Raw genomic sequence first — 16,411 nt, forward strand, 5'->3', positions numbered from 1 at the left:
GTTCGTCCCTAGGAGGTCCCCCATGACGACGTCCACCGAGGAGAGCCTGTGGGCTCGGTGCTTCCACCCGGCACCAGCCGCCCCGGCCCGGCTCTTCTGTTTTCCCCACGCGGGCGGCTCGGCCTCCTTCTACTTCCCCGTATCGGCCCAACTCTCCTCAGTGGCCGAGGTGTTCGCGATCCAGTACCCGGGGCGTCAGGACCGGCACAAGGAAGCCGGCGTCAGTAACCTCGGCACCTTGGCCGACCAGGTCTACGACGCGCTGCGCCCCCTCCTCAAGGAGCGGCCGACCAGTTTCTTCGGGCACAGCATGGGCGCGACGCTGGCCTTCGAGGTGGCCCGGCGCTTCGAGGCCGACGGCGGTGAGCTGACCCACCTCTTCGCCTCCGGCCGCCGCGCCCCCTCCCGGGTGCGTGACGAGTCCGTCCACAGGCGGTCCGACGACGGCATCGTGCAGGAACTGAAGCTGCTCGCCGGGACCGACGCCGCGCTGCTCGGCGACGAGGAGATCCTGCGGATGATCCTGCCCGCGATCCGCAGCGACTACCAGGCCATCGAGTCCTACCGTTGCCGGCCCGACGTCACCGTCCGGGCCCCGCTGACCGTCCTCACCGGCGACCGCGACCCCAAGACCTCCCTGGACGAGGCCGAGGCGTGGCGCGGCCACACCACAGGGGACTTCGACCTCAAGGTCTATCCCGGCGGGCACTTCTTCCTCAGCTCCGAGGCCCCGGCGGTCATCGACCTGCTGCGGAACCACTTCACCTCCTAGTCCCAGGGCTCGCGGACCTCCTCCGGCGGTCAGCGGGACGGCCCGTGGCGTGCCCGCGCCACCGAGTACGGCACTTCCGAGTACGGCACTTCCGGTACTCGGTGGCGCGGGTGGCGTCCGTCAGTGGAGCACCCTCCCGCGTGCGGCAGGCGCGCGGCGAGCGTGCGGCGGGTACGCCTGCCGGCCGGTGTTCCTGGCTGGCCGGGTGTCCGCCGGCGGGCTGTTCGGAGAACGTCAAATGTCTGACAGGTGCTGCCTATTCACCCCGCACTGCGCTATATGATCTTGTGATGGTACATGTGCGAAGCGTGCCCCTCGGCCGCTCCGCACATGTCACTCCTGGCCGCCCGGGCTTGCGCGCATCCGGACGGCCGCGGTCCCGGAACGCGACGGCGCGAGGTCGGCTTCTGTTCTCACCCCACGTGGAGGAACGCGTCATGCAGAACCCGTCCGGCGCTTCCGGTTTACCGACCACGCTGGTGGGACGCGACGACGAACTGCACACCCTCGCCCGGCACGCCGAGGCCGCCCGCGGTGGACGCGCCGGCCTGGTGCTGCTGCACGGGCCGGCCGGCATGGGCAAGACCAGCCTGCTGCGGGCCTTCACCGCGAGTGACGCCTGCCAGGGCACGACCGTGCTGTACGGCACCTGCGGCGAGACCGTTGCGGGCGCAGGCTACAGCGGCGTACGCGAACTCCTGGGCGGGCTCGGCCTCAGCGGCGGCGATGCCCACCACTCGCCCCTGCTGGAGGGACTGGCGGCCCGCGCGCTGCCCGCGCTCACCGCCGACCCCGTAGGCCACGAGGCCGCCAACGCCGCCTACCCGGTGCTGCACGGCCTGTACTGGCTCGCCGCCCGCCTCATGGCCGAACGTCCGCTCGTCCTCGTCCTCGACGACGTCCACTGGTGCGACGAACGCTCCCTGGCCTGGATCGACTTCCTGCTGCGGCGCGCCGAGGACCTGCCGCTCCTGGTCGTCCTGGCCCGGCGCAGCGAAGCCGAACCGGTCGCGCCCGCGGTGCTCGCCGACCTCGCCTCCCAGCGCCGCCCCACCGTGCTCCGTCTGCACCCGCTCGACCACGACCAGGTCGGCGAGATGGTGCGCCGGGTCTTCCGGAGCGCGGCCGCACCGTCGTTCGTCGCCCGGGTCGCCGCCGTGTCCGGCGGCAACCCGCTGACCCTGACCCGCCTCCTCGACGAACTCCGCGCCGAAGGCGTGCAGCCGGACGCCGCCGGGGAGCGCCGGGCCGCCGAGGTGGGCAGCCACGTCCTGGCCCGCTCCGTGCGCAGTCTGCTGGAGCGCCGGCCACCCTGGGTGCGTGAGGTCGCCCGCGCCGTCGCGGTACTCGGCGAGGAGTCCACCGAACTCCTCGCCGCCCTCGCCGGCGTCCCGGCCGCCACCGTCGACGAGGCCCTGCTCGTGCTGCGCCGGGCCGGCATCGTGGCCACCGACCGCATCGACTTCGTCCACGACGTCGTCCGCTCCGCCGTCCTCGACGACGTCGCCCCGACGACCCTGGCCGAACTCCGCACCAGCGCCGCGCTGCTGCTCAGCGACGCCGGCCGGCCCCCCGAGGAACTGGCCGGCCAACTCATGCTGCTGCCGGTGCTCAACCAGCCGTGGATGGCCGGGGTGCTGCGCGACGCCGCCGCGCAGGCGGAGCGCCGCGGCGCCCCGGAGGCCGGAGTGCGCTGCCTGTACCGGGTCCTGGAGGTGGAACCGGACAACGTTGCCGTGCGCATCCAAATGGCCCGCGCGCTCGCCGAGATCAACCCGCCGGAGGCGATCCGCCTCCTCAAGGAAGCGCTGTCCCTCGCCACCGACGTCCGCACCCGCGCCCAAGTCGCCGTCCAGTACGGCTTCACCTGCCTGGCCGTGCAGGAGTCCCCGTCCGGGGTGCGCATGCTGGAGGACGTGCTCGCCGAGCTGGCGGCCGAAACGGGCCCCGAACCAGGCCCTGCCGACCGCGAGTTGCGGACCCTCGTGGAATCCGTCCTGCTCATCGTCGGCGCCGACGAGAAGGCGACCATCGGTGCGGTCCGCGACCGGGCGGCCCGGCTCACCCTGCCGCCCGGTGACACCCCGGCCCAGCGGCAGATGCTGGCCATGACCACCGTTCTCACCGCCATGGACGGCCGCGACGCCCGGTCGACCGTCGACCAGGCCCGCCGCGCCCTGCGTTCGCCCGGCGTCGAGTTGGAGCCCTGGTCGCTGCTGTCCGCGTCCTTCGCGCTGACCCTCGCCGACGAGATCACGGACGCCCAGTACGCGCTGGACCTCATGCTCCAGTACGGGCAGGACAACGCCGCCGTGTGGACGTACGTCCTCGCGCTCTCCACCCGCGCCCTCCTCCACCATGGGGTGGGGGCCTTCCCGGACGCCCTCGCCGACGCCCAGACCGCCATGGAGATCATCGGCGAGGAACGCTGGGGCGACACCGCCGTACTGCCCCGCGTGGCCCTGGCCACCGCCCTCGTCGACCGCGGCGAGCCCGAACGCGCCGAACAGGTCCTGGACGGCATCACACGCGGCCACCTCGAACGGTTCGTCATCGAGTACCACTGGTACCTGGCGGCCCGCGCCTACGCCCGCTGGGCCCGCGGCGACTTCCAAGGCGCCCTCGACCTCTTCCTCGCCTGCGGCCGGTCCCTGGAGGAATCCCGCGTCAGCAACCCGGCGTTCCTCCCGTGGTGGGCCGAGGGCGCGGTGCTCCTGGCACTGTTGGACCGCCACGGCCAAGCACGTGAACTCGCCGCCTATGGAACGGAGTTGGCCGAACGCTGGGGTACGACGAGCAGCCTCGGCCTGGCCCACATGGCACAGGGAGTGGCCGCGCCGGACGGCTCCGGCATCGAGCACCTCACCGAGGCGGTCGCCCTGCTCGGGGCCTCCCCGGCCCGCGCCATGGAGTCCCGCGCCGAACTCCTCCTCGGACACGCCCACCTCCAGGCCGACGACCTGCGCGCCGCCCGGGAACACCTGCGCGCCGCCGTCGACCTCGCCCAGCGCTGCGGTGCCCTGACGCTCGGCGACGCCGCCAGGAAACTGCTGGTCACCGCGGGCGGCCGGGTACGCCGGATGACCACCTCACCGCTCGACATGCTGACCGGGATGGAACGCACCGTCGCGGACCTCGCGGTGACCGGCGCAAGCAACCGCGCCATCGCGGAAAGCCTCTTCGTCACCGTACGGACCATCGAAACGCATCTCACGAGCGTCTACCGGAAGCTCGGGGTCGGCGGACGTCCGGAACTGTTCACCGTTCTGGAAACCAGGCGCCCTTCCGGCCGACAGCCACCGGCCTGGGTGTCCCAAGCACGCGGACGCGATGGAGACGAACAGGACGAGAGGTAGCGGTGCACCTGAGCAAGGCGCGGAACCATCCGATCACCTGCACGCCGCAGTGCGCACCCGACGCCCACGGCGACCCCGCCATGCTCCTCGAATGCGGCCGGGAGCAGCGGCTCATCGGCGACCTCCTGCACCGGCTCGGCCAGGGAGCGGGGTCGGTCCTCACCCTGACCGGACGGCCGGGCCACGCCCAGAACGCCCTCGTCCGCTGGGGCGCCTGTCGTGCCAGGCACGACGGGCTGCGCGTCCTGCGGGCCCAGGCGACACCCGCCGAACGCGACCTCAGGCACGGCGCCGTCCTCCAACTGCTGGCCGCCCTCGGCGGCCCCGACGGCAGCACCCTGAACGCCTTGATCGGCCACGACGGGCCCCCGCCCCTGCCCGGGATCGCGGACGTGCTGAGATGCGCCGGCATCGCACCCACCCTGGTGGTGGTCGAGGACGCCCAGTGGCTGGACCCGGCCTCCCACACCTGGCTGCAGACCCTGCTGCACCACCTCGGCCCGCACCTCCCGCTCGCCGTCCTGGCCAGTAGCTGCGGTGGCACCAAGGCATTCGACACCGAGGGGAACGCCCCTACGGGCCCCGCGCACCGGGACGCCGTGCCCGCCCGGCACGTCGTGGTGCCCGCGCTCACCGACCGCGGGGTCGCCGCCACCGTCCGCGCGTACTGCGGCACCCCCGGCGACGAGGAGTTCGTCGCCGCACTCACCTCCGCCACCGCCGGCAACCCGGCCGTCCTGCGGGACGTACTGCGCGAGTTCACCGGCCTCGACCATCCCGCTGACGCCGCCCACCTCCCCGAACTCCACGCCCTCACCGCAGGCGTCGTCGGCGACCACACCGTGCGTGCCCTGGACGGCCTACCGTCCGAAGTGAACTCCGTCCTGCGGGCGCTGGCCGTCTGCGGCGACCTGCTCGACTTCTCCCGGGTGCACGCCCTCGCCGGCGCCCGCTCCCTGTCGGAGGACCGGATCCGCACCCTGCTGGCGAGCGTCGGCCTGACGGTGTCCGTAGGCGACAAGGTCCACATCCGCTTCCCCGCCTCCAAGGCGCGCGTCATCGAGGACATGCCCGCCGGGGAGCGCGCCGACCTGTACGCCCGCGCGGCCGAACTCACCCACAGCTGCGGAGTCAACGACGAGGACGTCGCCCACCTCCTGCTGCGCTCGCCGCCGCTCGGCGCTCCCTGGGTCGTGCCGCTGCTGCGCCGCGGTTTCGCCGCCGCACTCCGCCGCGAGGACCACCAACGTGCCTGTGCCTGTCTCTCCCGAGCCCTCCAAGAACCCCTCGGCCCCGACGAACGCAGCCGGCTGACCCTGGAACTGGCCGCCGCCGAGGCGGTTGCCCGGCCGGACGCGGGCGACCGGCGCCTGGGGGAACTCGTCCGCAGCGCCGCCAGCACCGTCGAACTCCCCCCGAACAGCGGTGGGTTGGGCGTCCGCGCCATCGACCTGGGATTCGCCCGGGGCAACAGCGAGTGGGCGCGCCGCACCGCGGGCGAGGCCCTGCCGGACGCCGCACCGGCCGACCGGGAAGAGCTGGTCGCCCTGTTCTGGCTGGCCGCCGTGCAGGACGACGACGCGCCGATGATCCCCGTGGTGCCCCCGTTGCCCGACCGACCGGTACCGCCGGCGCAGGCGGGCGCCCGTGCCTGGCAGCTCGCCACGGCGGGGGAGGACGCCGACAAGGCCAGAAAACTGGCGCGGATCGCCCTCACCGGCGACCCGCGGGAGAGCCTGATGATGCCGCGGCTGGCGGCCTGCGCCGCGCTGTTCGCCACCGACGACCACGACGAGGCGGTGCACGGCCTGGAAGGGATGCTCGCCACCGCCCGCCGCGCCCACCTGCGCAGCCTGGCCGCCCGCATCCTGAACCTGCGGGCCCGACTGCACCTGTGCGCGGCCCGGCTGGACGCCGCCGAACGCGATCTGGACGGCGCCGAACGCGCGCTGCCACCGGCGAGTTGGCACCCGCGGGCCCTGCCCAACCTGATCGCCACCCGCATCCTCGTCAGCGTGGAGGCCGGCCGACCGGACCGGGCGCGGCAGCTCGCCGTGGCTCCGGTGCCCGCCGGCAGCGAGGAGGGTGTGTGGTGGCCCTCGCTGCTGTTCGCCCGCGCCCGCCTGGCCGCCGCCGACGGTGACTGGGAGGAGGCGCGGCGACTGTCCCTGGAGTCCGGGCGCCGGCTGCTGCGCCGGCAGTGGTCCAACCCGGCCCTGCTGAGCTGGCGTCCGCTGGCCGCCGAGGCGTGCCTGGAGACCGGCGACCTGGTGGAGGCACGCCGTTTGCGCGACGAGGAACTGGCCCTCGCCGACCACTGGGGCACCGCGAGCGCCCGCGGGATCGCCCGCCTGCGGACGCGGCGCCTCTTCGACGACGACCACGACCAGGCCGTCCGCCGGACTCGCGAGGCCACCGCCCTACTGCGTGACTCGCCCACCCGCCTCGCCTACCTCTGGAGCCGACTGCGCCAGGCCGGCGCCGAGACGGCACAAGGGGACACGGCCGCGGCCGCACGCTCCTTGGCGGAGATCGCCCAGATCGTCGCCGTCCATCCCACCAGTCATCTCGCCACCACCGCCCGCACGCTGTCCGTCCCGGCCCGCCCCGCTCCCGTCGCCGCCGTACCGCGCACCACCGTCGTCCCACCCGGCTGGCGCGCCATGTCAGAAGCGGAGAAGAGCACCGTGCTGCTCGCCGCCCGCGGCCACGGCAACCGTCAGATCGCCGAACAACTCGCCGTCAGCCGGCGCACCGTGGAACTCCGGCTGAGCAACGCCTACCGCAAACTGCAGATCGGCGGACGCACCGAGCTGTACCGGTTCCTGGAGGCGCTGGAAGGGCCGGTCGCGGATGCTTCTTGAGCGGGAGAAGGAACTGGCCAGGATCCGGGCCGCCCTCGACGGCGCGGAAGCAGGCGACTCCTCGCTCCTCCTCGTCACCGGCCCCCTCGGCAGCGGACGCTCGACCCTGCTGCGCCGGGTGCCGGAGCTCGCCGGCGACGGCACCCGCGTGCTCCGGGCCTGCGCCGCATGGCGGGAACGCGACTTCCCGTTCGGGATCGCCCGCCAACTCTTCGACCACCTGCTGTCCGGAGCCGGCAGCGCCGGGCCCGCCGGCCGTACCACCGGAACCGAGTACGTCAGTCGCCTCATGGACCTCGGCGACTGCCCCGCCGGTACCGACCCCGCCCATGCGGTCTCCGACGCCGTCCTCCAGGGCGCCCAGTCGCTGCTGGCCGACGCCGGCGGGGACCAACGGTTGCTGATCCTGGTCGACGACCTCCAGTGGGCCGACGGCCCCTCCCTGCGCTGGTTGGCGCACCTCACCCGGCGGTTGCACGGCCTGCGCGCGCTCCTGGTGTGCACGCTCGCCGACGGCGACCACCGGGCCCGGCACCCCCTGGTACGCGAGGTGGTCGGCGCCGCCCGCGACGTCCTCCGCCTGGCACCGCTGACCCGAGACGCCACCCGCACCCTGCTCACCGAAGCGCACGGACGGCCACCGCAGGACGCACTCGTGCGTGCCCTGCACGAAGCGTCCGGGGGCAACCCGCTGTTCTTCACCGCCTTCCGCAGCGCGCTACGCCACACCGGAGATCCGGCGAGCCGCGAACAGGCAGCATCCGTGGGGGAGTTGAGCCCGGCCGTGCTGCGCGACCGGATCGCGGGCCACCTACGGATCCAGCCGCAGTCGGTGCGCGATGTCGTCGTCGCGGTGGCCGCCCTGGGCGACCACAGCGACCCGGCGCTCCTCGCCCAGCTCGCCGGCGTCGACGAGGTGGGCTTCTCCGGAGCCCGCCGCGCCCTGGTCCATACCGGCCTGCTCGCCCGCGGACGGGAGGTCCGCCTCGTCCACCGGGTCGTCCGGGACGCCGTGGACTCCCTCCTCACCCTCGACGAACGCGAACGCTCGCACGACGCCGCCGCCGATCTGCTGTACCGCTGCGGGCGGCCGGCCGAACAGGTCGCCGGCCATCTGCTGGCCGTCGTCCACCCGGGCCGGCCCTGGTCGGAGAGCGTCCTGAGGGCCGCCGCCGTCAACGCACTGCGCGCGGGGCGGCCCGGCGACGCCGCCCGGTACCTGCGCCGTGCCCTGCTGCACCACCGCACCCAGGACGACTGCCGGGCCCGGCTCCTGATCGACCTGGCCACCGCCGAGCGTGCCATCGACCCCGATGCCTGCGTACGGCACGTCAGCCAGGCCGTCGCCCTGCTGCGCGCCCCGCGGGACCGGGCCGCCGCCGCCCTGCGCGTCCCGCCCAGTCTGCTCGCCACCCCCAGACAGCCCGCCGTCGAGCTGGTGCGGCAGGCCGCCAGGACGCTCGACGACCCGGCCCAACGGGACGAGGAGGGCACCGGTGCGCTCGCGTTGCGGCTGGAGGCGTGGCTGCGGCACTCCGGCCACGAGAACCCCGTCGAGCTGACGTCGTCGGTCGACCGACTGCGGCGGATGGGACCGCGGCCCCCGGTGGAAAGCGTCGCCGAACGCGAACTGGTCTCGGTGCTGCTGTGCGCGGGCGCGCTGAGCGGCCGGCTCGGCGCCCAGGAGATCACCCGGACCGGCAACCGCATCCTCGAACGCGAACCGGCCACCGCCGCCCACGCCCACACCACGCTGCCGCTCGTGATGATCTCGCTGTTCGTCGCCGAGTCCGTGCAGGGCGTCGCCTCCTGGCTGTCCAGCGAACAGCGCACCCGACGCCTCTACGCGACCGGCGCGGACGACGTGCTGCTGACCGCCGAGCGGGCCTTCGTCCTGATGACGCAGGGCCGCCCGGCCGCGGCCCGGGAACACGTCGAAAGCGCCCTCACCATGGACACCAGCGGCTGGCTGGAACCGGCCGTCATGACCCTCGCCTCGGTCGCCTTCGAACTGCGCGACCGGACCCTGAGCGAACGCATCCTGGCACGCACCCGCGACCGCCGCCCGGTCGGACTCGCCCTCACCGCCACCAGGCAGATCCTCCAGGCCGGCGTCGACACCCAGCGCGGCCGCGGGCGCGATGCCCTGGACGCGCTGCTGGCCTGCGGCCGCCGACTGGAGACCGCGGGCTGGCGCAACTCCGCGCTGCTGCCGTGGCGTCCGTATGCGATCGGCCTGCACCAGCGGCTCGGCGAGACCGAAGCGGCGCTGCAACTCGCCGAGGACGAGCTGAGGTGGGCCCGGCACTGGGGTGCGCCGACGAACCTGGGTCGGGCCCTGCGCCTGAAGGGTTGGCTGTTGCGGGACGACGGAATCGACCTGCTGCGCGAGGCCGTCGACATCCTCCGCGCCTCGTCCTACGAGGTGGAACTGGCCCGTACGCTCATCGTCCTCGGGCAGCGACTGCACGGTGGCCCGGAGGCCGAGGCGGTGCTGCGGGAGGCCGCGGGGATCGGCGCGGCCTGTGGCGTTCCCTGGCTCGCCGAACGGGCCGAACACGGCCTGGGCAGCGCCACCGTGCCGCCGGTCGCCACCCTCACCCCCAGCGAACGGCGCGTGGTGTCCCTGGTGGGGCGGGGCCTGACCAACCAGGGCATCGCCACCGAACTCGGCGTGAGTTCCCGGGCCGTGGAGAAGCACCTCACCAGTGCCTACCGGAAGCTCGGTGTCTCCGGCCGCCGTGAGTTGGTGAACGCGCTCCCGGGTCGGTGACCCGGCGTTCGGCCGTTCCGGACGCAGTCGTATACCTCGTGACTCCCCGCATTCCGCTCGCCGCCCGTGTGTCGAGCTGTCTTGACGCCCGTACGGGCATGACAGAAACCTCAAGGAAACCTCAAACGGAAGCAAGGGCAGTCACTTTCCCGGAAGCAACCTTGTCCGGTGTGCGGCTTTTGGCCCACCGTAGCCCCGTCCTTGCGGACCGAACCTTGTCAAGTACGGACCACGGATTTAGGGGTGCGGAGATGTGTCGCGTTGACGTGCCGAGCAGCCGCTAACTACGCTCCGTTTCAAGGAAAATCGAAACTCCGCGACGCGATTCGCGGCGAACTTCGATCGAATTCCTGATTCCGTTCCTGGGAGTTCTCACAATGACGGGGGTTATCCGAAAGGATGGCGGTCTCGTGACTATCGCTCACCTCACTGACTCGCATCACCGTACGATCGGCGGGGTGATATCCGCTCAGACCGCACCGGCGGGGGAGCCCGGCAGCCCCGGGCTGATGGCGTCGCTCGACCGCGACCTCACCATCAAGCACGCCAATCAGGAGTTCCACCGCCGCTTCGGCAACTCCGCCGGCGACGTCTACGGCCGCAGCTTCCGCGATCTGATGCACCCGAGCGTGCAACAACCGCTGATGCGCCAGTTCTCCCGACTGATCGAGGGAAAGCGGCACCGCTTCGCCTCGCACGTGGTCGCCGTGGGTGCCCAGGACTCGGCCTTCGCCGGCACCCTCACCGCTTCCGTGGTCACCGGTGAAACCCCGGACGTCGCCGCGATCCTGGTGCTCATGGACTCGTCCGAGGGCACCGGGGCGGCCGACGCGGGTGTCGTGACCAGCCAGAAGAAGTTCCTGACCGAGATCGACGCACGGATCCTCGAAGGCATCGCGGCCGGGCTGTCCACCATCCCGCTCGCCGCACGGCTCTACCTCAGCCGTCAGGGCGTGGAGTACCACGTCACCGGGTTGCTGCGGAAGTTGCGGGTGCCCAACCGCGCCGCGCTGGTCTCCCGGGCCTACTCCATGGGCATCCTGAACGTCGGCGCTTGGCCCCCGAAGGTCGTGGACGACTTCATCAAGTGACTCCGGCGGGCCGACGCCCGCACCCCGGCCACCATCCGACCGCCACCCCGCCCGCCCGTGTCGCCGGCGCCCGCCTCCCGCGAGGCGGCGTTCGGCGACACGGGCGCTTCGTTCCCCGGTATGCGTTTATCCATTCCCGCGTTACGAACCCGCAATATGCATGCGCTCAGTCCCGGCCACTTCGGGCACAGCCCCACGGGGCTGACCGTCGCATCGTTTCTGCTGACCGTTTTCGTGGCCCACGGGCGCCGTACCTGGGGCTCTTTGCGGCGCGCCCCGCACGTTGCTGTGAGCGGCCGGAGAAATACCCACGGTAACCCCCGCTCTTCCTGGCCGAGTTCTTCTCTGTGCGTATTCTCCGGCACCTCGCATAACACGACTCGCCTGCTTTCCCTTCTGCCGCCACGGCCCTTGTCGCAGAAGGGTGACCGACCGAAGACACCCGGTCCACACATGTGTGGTGACATGGTCAAGCGGAACGCGTGGCCAGTCGTCCACACCGGCCCACAGGCTGTGTATCTGGTGACCGTTTTCAGCAACGGCCGGTCCGTACGCCGACGGTCCGTACACCGACGGGCCCCGCCGCCGGCCCGTGGCCGCAGCCGACCGCCCCGGCAGCGGGGCCTGGTCACCGCGGCCGAGGCTTGTTTGAATCACCCCATCCAAGCCGGACGGCGCTGCGCCGGACCGGTAGCGCAGGAGGAGAACCGTGGACGCTGAGGACCGCCGCCGGGGCATGCTGGAACGGGTCCGGAGTACCGGATCCGTCGATGTCGTCCGGCTCGCCGAGGAGTTCGCCGTCAGCCGGGAGACGGTCCGCCGGGACCTGAACGTCCTGGAGGACCACGGGCTGGTGCGACGCCGGCACGGCGGTGTGCACCCCGTGGCGGGGGCGGCCTTCGAGACCGCCCTCGCCACGCGGGCGATGCAGTGGGCGCCGGAGAAGACCCGGATCGCCGCCGCGGCGGCCGAACTCCTCAACGGCGCCGAAACCGTCTTCATCGACGAGGGCTTCACCCCACAACTCATCGCCGAGGCCCTACCGCGCGACCGACCGCTGACGATCGTCACCCCCTCGCTCGCCGTGGTCAGCGCCTTGGCGACGAGCGCGCAGATCGACGTACTGCTCTTGGGCGGCCGGGTCCGCCAGAACGCGATGGCCACCGGCGACCACTGGGCCGTCCGCATGCTGTCCGACTTCGTCATCGACCTGGCCTACCTCGACGCCCACGGCATCTCGCGCACCTACGGCCTGACCACCCCCGACCCGGCGGTCGGCCAAGTCAAGGCGCAGGCCGTCCGAGCCGCCCGCCGCCGGGTCTTCGCCGGGGTGCACACCACGTTCGGCCCCGCGAGCTTCTGCCGGTTCGGCGACGTGAGCGACCTGGAAGCGATCGTCACGGGCACCGGCCTCCCGGTCGCCGAAGCCCACCGCTACCAGCTCTTGGGCCCCAAGGTCATCCGGGTCTGATTCCCGCTTCCGCTCCGACCCGCACCGTCCACCGGGCCCGTACTCCCCACCGACGTGCCGAGGAACTGGCGGGTCCCGGTGTCCGCGGAGTGCCGGATCGTGTCGAGCAGACGGTGCAGGCGCAGCCCCGCGTCGAAGTCCGGGACGGTGTGCGAGCCGGTCCGGAGGTCGTGGGCCAAGTGGGCATACGCCTGGGCCACGTTGAAGCCCTCCGCGTCCACGGCGATGACGGCGGACCGACGGTGCCGGTCGGGGACGGGCAACTCCTGACAGGTGCCGCCCGGAGCGCCCGTTCCCCTCAGTCGTAGGGTGCCGATCTGAATGCCCGCCGGGCCGCTCACGACGGCGAGGTCACCTTCGGTGCCGGAGATCTCCAGGCGGGTCCGGGCGTCCCTGACCTTGGCGTCGTGGATGTGGGCGGAGACGACGGCGCCGCTGGTGAGGGTGGCGTTGAGCAGCAGGTGATCGGGGCTCGTCGGCTCGACCGGGGCGCCGGACTCGACGGTGGTGTAGACGGGACGCTGTACGGACAAGCTCGCCGAGAGCTCACGGATGTCGCCCCGTACGTACTGCAGCGCATCGAGGGTGTGCCCGCCCGCGACCTCAAGCGTGCCTGCGCCGTTGTCGCGGTCGAGGGTGTACGCCGCCCAGTCGGGGATCCGCGTACCGACCCCTTTGCCGCGGGCGGCGTGGACGGTGGGCGAAGTCACCCGTCCCAGCCGGCCGTTGGCGACCAGTTCGCGGGCGTAGGGAAGCGCCGGGGCGTACCGCGCCTGCAGTCCGATCGCGTGGCGGACACCCGCCCCGCGGGCCGCGCCGGCGAGGACGTCCGCTTCCTGCGCCGGAACTCCCCTCCCAAGCGGACAGTGTTGTCCGGTTAAGGACTCCAGTGAACCGGACAAGTCTGGTCCGCTTATCGTTAGGATGCGTTCCATGGATCAGCCGCGCACCACCGTCGATCGCCTGCTTGCCGACGCCTCGGGACGCCGCCCGCGCGCCGACGCGCGGCGCAACGTCGAGCGCCTGGTGGTGGCCGCCCGTGCCGCGGTCGCCGAAGTCGGCGTCGGGTTCTCCGCCCACGAGATCGCCCGCCGCGCAGGCGTGGGCGTCGGCACCTTCTACCGGCGCATACCCTCCCTGGAGGCGCTCCTGGAAAGCGTGCTCCTCGAAGTCCTCGACGAGATCGCGGACGTGGCCGATCGCGCGGCGGACGACCCGGACCCCTGGCACGGCCTCTGCGCCTTCGCCGTGGCCTATGTGCGTCTCAGGGCCGAGAGTTGCGGCATCAGCGAGGCGCTCGGCGGCGCCTGCGAGGATCTGCTCGCCCAACGCCTGGAGGACCTGCGGGAGCGCGTCCGCCGTCTCGTGGAGCGCGCCCAGTCAGCGGGCGCCATGCGCACCGACATCGCCTGGCAGGACGTCCCCTTCCTGTTCGCCGCCGCCGCGACCGGCGGGCGGACCATCGGCCTCCAAGCCGGCGGGCAGCAATGGGAGCGCAACCTCCACATCGTCCTCGACGGGCTCCGCGCACCCCGGCCGAGCCCACTGCCAGGCACACCGCCGGCCTGACGGGACGCCTCGTGGACCGGGCCCGGCGGTGCGTCAGCCGCGCTCCGCGGGTGCCTGGCCCGTGGGCTTCTCCCAGAGCGCGAGCGGTGTCGCCCCGACCCGGTAGCCCTCCTCGTCGAGGAGCTGGCCGCCGTGCTTCATGGACCAGAGGGCGACCGCGCGTTCGGTGACGGTCAGGTCCGGCGCCCGTTCGGCGAGGCGGACCTCGAAGCGCTGGGCGTCGTCGAGGGAGCGCACCCAGGCGACGAGGTGCAGGTTGTGGCGGCTGATGACGCTGGCGCACAGGCGGACCTCGCGCATACCGATGACCCGACGGGTCACCTCGCGCAGCCGGGCGGCCGGGACATGACCCCACAGGCTCACCGTGACCGGCCACTCCGACAGCGGGCGGGCGAGTTCGCACCGGGCGTGCAGCATGTCCGCGGCGAAGAGCCGGCCGACGTGGCGGCGCACGGTGTCGGGACCGGCACCGCACTGCTCGGCCAGCGCCCGGTAGGTGGCCCGGCCGTCCACGGACAACGCGGTGACCAGACGTTGGTCCAGGTCGTCGAGGGTGAACGCCGGGGTGTCCGGACGGCGACGGGGCGCGACGGCGGCGAGCCGGGCGACCTGACTCCGGTCCAGGGCCCGCAGACGCCACCGGCTGCCCTCGGTGTGGACCGGACCCGCCAGATGCGTACGGACGGCCAGGATGCCGTCCAACGCGGCGAGGTCGTGCGTCATCCAGCGGGACAGCGCGGCCGGGTCCCGGGCCATGACGTTCAGCTGTAGGTCGTGGTCCCCGGTGACGTGGGTGAGTGCCGCGACGTGCGGTGCGGCGGCCAGCGCCCGGGCGACCTCGCGCAGCCGACCGGGTGCGCAGTCGATCTCGACGAAGGCCAGGCACCCCTGGCCCGACGCGGCCAGCACCGGGGCCGGGTGACAACTGATCCAGGCGGCGCCGGCCCCGGTCAGCCGGTGCCAGCGCCTGGCGACCGTCACCGCGTCCAGACCGAGAGCGGCACCGATCCGGGTCCAACTGGCCCGCGGGGCGATCTGCAGGGCGTGCACCAGGGCCTGATCCACATGATCCAGGGACCGGGGTGGTGGCCCGGAATCCTGCACCAAGAAAGCCTCCTTGCGTTTTTCCGGCGAATCCGGGCCGCCGGTCGGCTCAACCTTCAGCCTGGAGTCGGGTACGGGCGGACCGTACCAGGCAACCCCCGAGCAACAGGAGTGGGATTCGGCATGTCGGCAGTGGAACGCGCCAAGGAACTGCAGCCCGAGCTGGAGCGGCTGCGCCGGTCGCTGCACAGGGAGCCGGAGTTGGGCCTGGCGCTGCCGCGCACGCAGGAGAAGGTGCTCGCGGCGCTCGACGGGCTGCCGTTGGAGATCACCCTCGGCACGGGACTCACTTCGGTGACCGCCGTCCTCCGGGGCGGCAAGCCCGGCGGTGCGGTACTGCTGCGGGGCGACATGGACGCCCTGCCGGTCACCGAGGACAGCGGTGTCGCCTACGCCTCCGAGATCCCCGGCCGGATGCACGCCTGCGGACACGATCTGCACACCGCCGGACTGGTCGGCGCGGCCCGGCTGTTGGCCGAACAGCGGGAACGCCTGCACGGCGACGTGGTGTTCATGTTCCAACCGGGCGAGGAGGGGCACAACGGCGCCGGCGCGATGATCGAGGAAGGCGTCCTGGACGCGGCGGGCAAACCGCTCGACGCGGCGTACGCGCTGCACGTGGCGGCCAACCAGGTGCCCGGGGGTGTGGTCATCACCCGCTCCGGCACCATCACCTCCGCCTCCGACCTGCTGACGGTGACGGTGCGGGGCAAGGGCGGTCACGGCTCGACGCCGGCCATGGCCAAGGACCCCGTCCCGGTGGCCTGCGAGATGGTCACCGCGCTGCAGAGCTGGGTGACCCGCACCTTCGACATCTTCGACCCGGTCGTCGTCACGGTCGGCACCTTCCACGCCGGCACCCAGGCCAACGTCATCCCCGACACCGCCGAGTTCCGGGCCACCGTGCGCAGCTATTCGGAGCGCGCCCGGGAACAACTCGCCGTGGGACTGCCCCGTTTGGTGCGCTCGATCGCGGCCGCGCACGGCCTGGACGCGGAGGCCGACTACGCCAGGCACTATCCGGTCACCGTCAACAACGCGGACGAGACCGCCTTCGCCCTGGCCACCGCCCGTGACCTGTTCCCGCCGCAGGAGGTGTGGGAGTCCCCGAAACCCACCAACGGTTCCGAGGACTTCGCGTACGTCCTGCAGCACGTCCCCGGAGCGATGCTGCTGGTGGGCGCCGCCCCGGAGGGAAGTGACTGGCAGCACGCCCCGATGAACCACTCGCCGCGCGCCGTCTTCGACGACCGGGTGCTCCACCGGCAGGCGGCGCTCCTGACCGAACTCGCGGAACGCCGCCTGGCCGCCACGGCGGAGGTCGAGCACGCGACGACGGCGTGAACGGTGGGCGGGCCGGTAGGACCTGACGGGGCCCGTACGCATGGGCGTACGGGCCCCGGGCCGATCT

10 protein-coding genes are annotated in these 16,411 nt (G+C 72.7%); 8 read left to right on the forward strand and 2 right to left on the reverse strand.

The annotated features are described in order from the left end of the window. The first annotated feature begins 22 nt into the window (after positions 1–22). The 6 genes from ACFVT2_RS23500 to ACFVT2_RS23525 all read left to right on the forward strand — a co-directional run bounded on the left by ACFVT2_RS23500 (position 23) and on the right by ACFVT2_RS23525 (position 12,327). A complete protein-coding gene (locus tag ACFVT2_RS23500) occupies positions 23–772 on the forward strand; it encodes a thioesterase II family protein (protein WP_390021009.1) in 750 nt (249 codons plus the stop codon). 437 nt (positions 773–1,209) lie between these two features. After that, a complete protein-coding gene (locus tag ACFVT2_RS23505; protein WP_390021012.1) occupies positions 1,210–4,128 on the forward strand; it encodes an AAA family ATPase in 2,919 nt (972 codons plus the stop codon). Between the two features lie 2 nt (positions 4,129–4,130). Beyond that, positions 4,131–6,992, forward strand: a complete 2,862-nt coding sequence (locus tag ACFVT2_RS23510) for a LuxR C-terminal-related transcriptional regulator (RefSeq protein WP_390021015.1) — start codon at positions 4,131–4,133, stop codon at positions 6,990–6,992. Continuing rightward, on the forward strand, positions 6,982–9,765 hold the full coding sequence (locus ACFVT2_RS23515) for an ATP-binding protein (RefSeq protein ID WP_390021018.1): 2,784 nt from the start codon (positions 6,982–6,984) through the stop codon (positions 9,763–9,765). Before ACFVT2_RS23510 ends, ACFVT2_RS23515 begins: the two co-directional genes overlap by 11 nt. A gap of 509 nt (positions 9,766–10,274) precedes the next feature. Continuing rightward, positions 10,275–10,856 (forward strand): PAS domain-containing protein, encoded by a 582-nt coding sequence (locus ACFVT2_RS23520; RefSeq protein ID WP_390021161.1) that lies wholly within the window; start codon positions 10,275–10,277, stop codon positions 10,854–10,856. A 709-nt stretch (positions 10,857–11,565) separates the two neighbouring features. Beyond that, a complete protein-coding gene (locus ACFVT2_RS23525; protein ID WP_390021021.1) occupies positions 11,566–12,327 on the forward strand; it encodes a DeoR/GlpR family DNA-binding transcription regulator in 762 nt (253 codons plus the stop codon). Here ACFVT2_RS23525 and ACFVT2_RS23530 read toward each other — a convergent pair. Continuing rightward, a complete protein-coding gene (locus tag ACFVT2_RS23530) occupies positions 12,291–13,229 on the reverse strand; it encodes a Gfo/Idh/MocA family oxidoreductase (protein ID WP_390021024.1) in 939 nt (312 codons plus the stop codon). The genes ACFVT2_RS23525 and ACFVT2_RS23530 overlap by 37 nt on opposite strands. Positions 13,230–13,260: 31 nt before the next feature. Between ACFVT2_RS23530 and ACFVT2_RS23535 the strand changes: the two genes are divergently transcribed. Further along, positions 13,261–13,896: a TetR family transcriptional regulator gene (locus ACFVT2_RS23535; RefSeq protein ID WP_390021027.1), complete on the forward strand. Its 636-nt coding sequence runs from the start codon at positions 13,261–13,263 to the stop codon at positions 13,894–13,896. A gap of 33 nt (positions 13,897–13,929) precedes the next feature. Here the strand turns inward: ACFVT2_RS23535 and ACFVT2_RS23540 are convergent, their stop codons facing one another. After that, entirely contained in the window at positions 13,930–15,000 is a 1,071-nt protein-coding gene (locus ACFVT2_RS23540; protein WP_390021163.1) for an Lrp/AsnC family transcriptional regulator, read from the reverse strand. Between the two features lie 123 nt (positions 15,001–15,123). Between ACFVT2_RS23540 and ACFVT2_RS23545 the strand changes: the two genes are divergently transcribed. Further along, on the forward strand, positions 15,124–16,344 hold the full coding sequence (locus tag ACFVT2_RS23545; protein ID WP_390021030.1) for a M20 family metallopeptidase: 1,221 nt from the start codon (positions 15,124–15,126) through the stop codon (positions 16,342–16,344). Positions 16,345–16,411 lie beyond the last annotated feature (67 nt).

This window comes from Streptomyces sp. NPDC058000 (assembly GCF_042886435.1).
GTDB lineage: Bacteria > Actinomycetota > Actinomycetes > Streptomycetales > Streptomycetaceae > Streptomyces.